Origin of the sequence: Dietzia sp. CQ4 (assembly GCF_014145125.1) — a bacterium.
Taxonomy (GTDB): domain Bacteria; phylum Actinomycetota; class Actinomycetes; order Mycobacteriales; family Mycobacteriaceae; genus Dietzia; species Dietzia natronolimnaea.
Genome location: NZ_JAALDZ010000319.1, coordinates 1 through 5,312, shown reverse-complemented (window position 1 = coordinate 5,312; position 5,312 = coordinate 1). Strand labels below are relative to the sequence as shown.

At 72.8% G+C, this 5,312-nt stretch carries 3 protein-coding genes, 1 pseudogene and 1 riboswitch; of the genes and pseudogenes, 3 read left to right on the top strand and 1 reads right to left on the bottom strand.

Annotated elements, in window-relative coordinates:
- Positions 1-118: 118 nt before the first annotated feature.
- A riboswitch (cobalamin riboswitch) is annotated at positions 119-311 on the top strand.
- From cobN to G6031_RS15880, 3 genes are all read left to right on the top strand, one after another.
- Positions 302-4,102: a cobaltochelatase subunit CobN gene (cobN, locus tag G6031_RS15890; protein ID WP_241737386.1), complete on the top strand. Its 3,801-nt coding sequence runs from the start codon at positions 302-304 to the stop codon at positions 4,100-4,102. It overlaps the preceding riboswitch by 10 nt.
- Positions 4,095-4,907: a precorrin-6A synthase (deacetylating) gene (cobF, locus tag G6031_RS15885; protein WP_347238511.1), complete on the top strand. Its 813-nt coding sequence runs from the start codon at positions 4,095-4,097 to the stop codon at positions 4,905-4,907. Before cobN ends, cobF begins: the two co-directional genes overlap by 8 nt.
- Before the next feature lie 43 nt (positions 4,908-4,950).
- Positions 4,951-5,088 carry a hypothetical protein gene (locus tag G6031_RS15880; protein WP_179524167.1) on the top strand — a complete coding sequence of 46 codons (138 nt, stop codon included), beginning with the start codon at positions 4,951-4,953 and terminating at the stop codon, positions 5,086-5,088.
- Positions 5,089-5,099: 11 nt separating this feature from the next.
- Here G6031_RS15880 and G6031_RS15875 read toward each other — a convergent pair.
- A pseudogene (locus G6031_RS15875) lies at positions 5,100-5,312 on the bottom strand (molybdopterin biosynthesis protein); the annotation flags it as partial.

The following is a 5,312-nucleotide window of genomic DNA, read 5'->3' as shown; positions in this document are numbered from 1 at the left end:
CGGTGCGGGTGCGGCGGGTCGGTCCGGAAACGCTCACGGGGCACAGTCTGGCAGCCGGGGGCGTGGCGCGGCGAGCGGGGAGCCGGCGGCCGGACACCCGCGGGGGACCGGCGCCGGATAGGCTCGCCGGTGCCGTGGTGCTCGGGAAGCCGGAGGAAAAGCCGGCGCGGCCCTCGCCACTGTAGTCGCGGAGTCGCGCACCCTCGTCTGTCCCAGAGCGGGGCGGAGACCACTGGGCCCAGGCCCGGGAAGGTCGGTCGCGCGGCGTCGATGCGAAAGCCAGGAGACCGGCCACGGCGTCATGTTCCACGAGGGTTTGGAGAAGAACATGCGCCATGACCGGCGTTCGGCGTCCCCTGAGGACGCCACGGCACCATCGGAAGACACCGCGCCATCGGATGACACCGCACCACCACGGCAGTCGAGCCAGCCACCACGCATCACCCTGCTGTCCACCTCGGACACGGACCTGCTCTCCGCGCGGGCCTCCCGGGCGGACTGGATGCTCGGCAATCCGTCCCGGCTGGACGTCGAGGCGGACCTGCCCGACCTGCTCGCCGGCGCCGACCTGGTGGTGGTCCGGATCCTCGGGTCGCGGCGGTCGTGGGAGCCCGGGTTCGCCGCGGTGATGGCCTCGGGTCGGCCGGTGGTCGTCCTGGGCGGCGAGCAGGCCCCGGACGCCGACCTGATGGAGCTGTCCACGGTCCCGATCGGCATCGCGGCCGAGTCCCACCGCTACCTCGCCGAGGGGGGCGAGCGGAACCTCGCCCAGCTCCACGCCTTCCTCTCGGACACCGTGCTGCTCACCGGCACCGGGTTCGCACCCCCGGAGAGCGTCCCCGTGTGGGGGATGCCGCCGCGGCCGGGTCGCGCCGATTCCCCGGCGAGTGGTCACACGCGGGGCGTCCCCCGCGTGGGCGTGCTCTACTACCGGGCCCACGAGGTGAGTGGGAACTCCGGGTTCGCCCACTCGCTCGCCGACGCGATCGACGCCACCGGGCAGGCCGTGGGCGTGCCCGTGTTCGCGGGTTCCCTCCGCTCGGCGCCCGACGAGCTGTTCGCCGCGCTCGGGACGCTCGACGCGCTGATCGTCACGGTCCTGGCCGCCGGCGGAACCACGCCCGGAGCAGTGAGCGCCGGCGGCGAGGACGAGACGTGGGACGTCGAACGGATCGCCGCGCTCGACATCCCGGTGCTCCAGGGGTTGTGCCTGACGTGGAGTCGGGAGGACTGGGAGGCCTCCGACGACGGCGTCAACCCGTTGGACTCGGCCAACCAGATCGCGATCCCCGAGTTCGACGGCCGGATCATCACCGCGCCGTTCTCCTTCAAGGAGATCGACGCCGACGGGCTGCCCCGCTACGTCGCCGATCCCGAACGCTGCGCCCGCGTCGCGGGGATCGCGGTCTCGCACGCGCGGCTGCGTCATGTGCCCGCGGCCGACCGCCGGATCGCCCTGGTGCTCTCGGCCTACCCGACCAAGCACTCCCGGATCGGCAACGCGGTGGGGCTGGACACCCCCGTCTCGACCATCCGCCTGCTGCGCCGCATGCGCGACGAGGGCTACGACCTGGGTCCGGCGGACGGGCCTGTCGCCAGGTTCCTCGACGTCGCCGACAGTGGCACCGACAGCACGTACGCCGACGACACCGCCGCCGGCGACGCCCTGATCCACGCCCTGATCGCCGCGGGCGGACAGGACGAGGAGTGGCTGACGAACGCCCAGCTCACCGACAGTCACGTGCGGATCTCCACCGACGACTACCTCACGTGGACGGCGGATCTGCCCGAGTCGCTGCGCTCGGAGATGGTCGAGGCCTGGGGGCAGGCGCCCGGTCGGCTGTTCGTCAACGACGCCGGCGAGATCGTCCTGGCCACCATCCAGGCCGGCAATGTCGTCCTGTTGATCCAGCCGCCCCGCGGGTTCGGTGAGAACCCGGTGGCGATCTACCACGATCCCGAGCTGGCGCCCTCCCACCACTACCTGGCCGCCTACCGGTGGCTCGCGCGGGGTTTCGGTGCCCACGCGCTGGTCCACATCGGCAAGCACGGTTCGCTGGAGTGGCTGCCGGGCAAGAACGCCGCGCTGTCGGCGGCGTGCGCGACCGACGCGGCGATCGCCGACATGCCGCTGATCTACCCGTTCCTGGTCAACGACCCCGGGGAGGGCGCCCAGGCCAAGCGCCGCGCCCACGCCACGATCGTCGACCACCTGGTACCGCCGATGGCCCGCGCCGAGTCCTACGGCGACATCGCCCGCCTCGAGCAGCTGCTCGACGAGTACGGCAACATCGCGTCCATGGACCCGGCCAAGCTGCCGGCCATCCGCGCGCAGATCTGGACCCTCATGCGGTCCGCGCACATGCACGAGGACCTCGGCCTGGAGCAGCAGCCCGGGGACGAGGAGTTCGACGACTTCCTGCTCCACGTCGACGGGTGGCTGTGCGAGATCAAGGACGTCCAGATCCGCGACGGACTGCACGTGCTGGGTCAGGCGCCGGAGGGCGAGGCGCGGGTGAACCTGGTGCTGGCCATCCTGCGGGCCTCGCAGGTGTGGGGCGGTGAGTTCGGGGCCGTTCCCGGCCTGCGCCGCGCTCTCGGGCTGGGGGAGGACGCCCCGACCCAGGAGGTCGACCGCGTGGAGGCCCGGGCCCGGTCGCTGGTCGAGGACATGGACGCCCGCGGGTGGGACCTCGCGGTGGTGCCGGAGGTCCTGGCCGCCGCGGGGCTGGGAGATGACGACGACGACGAGGTCGGCCGCGTCCTGGAGTTCGCCGCCCGCGAGGTGGTGCCGCGTCTGGCCGCCACCGTCGACGAGCTGGATGCGGTGATGCACGCCCTGGACGGCGGGTTCGTGCCCGCCGGACCGTCCGGTTCGCCCCTGCGCGGCCTGGTCAACGTGCTGCCGACCGGCCGCAACTTCTACACCGTGGACCCTCGGGCGATCCCGTCCCGGCTGGCCTGGGAGACCGGCCAGGCGATGGCCGACTCCCTGCTGGACCGCCACGTGGCGGAGACCGGTGAGTACCCGAGCTCGGTGGGACTGTCGATCTGGGGCACCTCGGCCATGCGGACCTCGGGCGACGACGTGGCCGAGGTCCTGGCCCTGCTCGGCGTCCGCCCGGAGTGGGACGAGGCCTCCCGCCGGGTCAACGGTCTCGAGGTGGTCCCGGCCGCCGAGCTCGGTCGCCCGCGCGTGGACGTGACGGTCCGCATCTCGGGCTTCTTCCGGGACGCCTTCCCGCACGTCATCACCATGCTCGACGACGCCGTCCGGATGGTGGCGGACCTCGACGAACCCGCCGAGCAGAACTATGTCGCCGCCCACACCCGCGCGGACCTGGCCGAGCACTCGGACCACCGTCGTGCGACCACCCGCATCTTCGGCTCCGCGCCGGGGTCGTACGGCGCCGGGATCCTGCAGACCATCGAGGCCGGCAACTGGCGGGACGACCGCGACCTGGCCGAGGTCTACACCCGGTGGGGCGGCTTCGCCTACGGCCGCGACCTGGACGGCGTCCCGGCCGCGGACGACATGCGCACCAACTACCGGCGCATCGCGGTGGCCGCCAAGAACATCGACACCCGCGAGCACGACATCGCCGACTCGGACGACTACTTCCAGTACCACGGCGGGATGATCGCGACCGTGCGAGCGCTCACCGGCGCCGAACCCCGCGCCTACGTGGGGGACTCCACCACGCCGGACGCCATCCGCACCCGGTCGCTCGCGGAGGAGACGGTCCGGGTGTTCCGGGCTCGCGTGGTCAACCCCCGGTGGATCGCGGCCATGCAGCGGCACGGTTACAAGGGGGCCTTCGAGTTGGCCGCGACGGTGGACTACCTCTTCGGGTTCGACGCCACCGCCGGGGTGGTGCATGACTGGATGTACGACACGCTGGCCAGGGAGTACGTGCTGGACCAGACCAACCAGGAGTTCCTGCGGCGGTCCAACCCGTGGGCGTTGCGCGGGATGATCGAGCGGCTCTCCGAGGCCGCCGACCGCGGGTTGTGGGCCGAGCCGGACGCCGAGATCATGGACCGGATGCGGCAGGTCTACCTGGACGTCGAGGGCGACCTCGAGGACACCCACGGTGACTGACCGGGTGTCCCGCCTCCCGACCGGGGAGGCGGGAGGCACGCCGCGCCGCCGGGTGCGGGTGGTGGGGATCGGCTCCGGGGGGCCGGACCAGATCACGGTGGAGGCGATCACGGCCCTGCGGGAGTCGGCCTACGCCGTGGCCGCGGTGAAGGGGGCCTCGGACCCGTTGGTCGACCTTCGTCGGCAGCTGCTCGCCCGGCACGCGCCGGGCATCGAGTTGGTGGGGGTCGCCGATCCGGAGCGGGACCGCTCGTCGCGGTCGACCTCCTCCCACGTCGGGTACCGCGGCGTGGTCCTGGACTGGCACGAGGCCCGGTCCCTGGCGTGGGAGCGGGTGCTGGCGGACCGGCCCGGCGACGTGGCGGTGCCCGTGTGGGGCGACCCCGCCTTCTACGACTCCACGCTGCGGATCGTCGACCGGATCCTCGCCCGTGGCCGGCTCGACTTCGCCGTCGAGGTGATCCCCGGCATCTCCGCTCTACAGGTGTTGGCGGCGCGTCACCGGCTGGTCCTGCACGAGATCGGCGGGACGGTCACCGTGACCACCGGCCGGCGACTGGCGGAGGTCGTCGCCGACGGAGCGGACAACGTGGTGGTGATGCTCAACGCGGACCTGCCGCTGGAGGACCTGGCCGACTGGCACATCTGGTGGGGCGGCAACCTCGGCGATGCGGGCGAGTGCCTGGTCGCGGGCAGGGTCGGCGACGTCCTCGGCGAGCTGCGGGGCCATCGTGAGCGGCTCCGCGCAGAGCACGGCTGGGTGATGGACGTGTACCTCCTGCGCCGCCCGGTCGCGGCGGGCTGATGCGGTGCCTACACTGGCGCTCCCCCGAGAACAGAGGTGCACTATGGCTTTCCTGAGAAATGCCCTGCGGACCGGCGTCGCGCTCAAGGCCGCCGAGGTGGTCAAGCGTGAGGCGTCCAAGCCGGAGAACCAGCGCAAGGCCCGCGAGTTCGCGGAGAAGATCCGCAACCGCAAGCGCTGACCGCCGGCCGGTCAGATCCAGTCGACGATCTCCACGGGATCGTCGGCCCCGGCTCCCTCCGGGACCACGGCGAGCGCGGGAGCGCCTGCGAGGTCGGCCAGGTGGGCGGTGCGGACCCGGCCGGAGAGAGTCCATCCGCCGACCCCGTCGGGGCGGGCCGGCAGGATCCGCGCACGGCCCGGGGCGGAGAGCCGGTCGAGACCGGTCACCCGGGCCAGGACCGC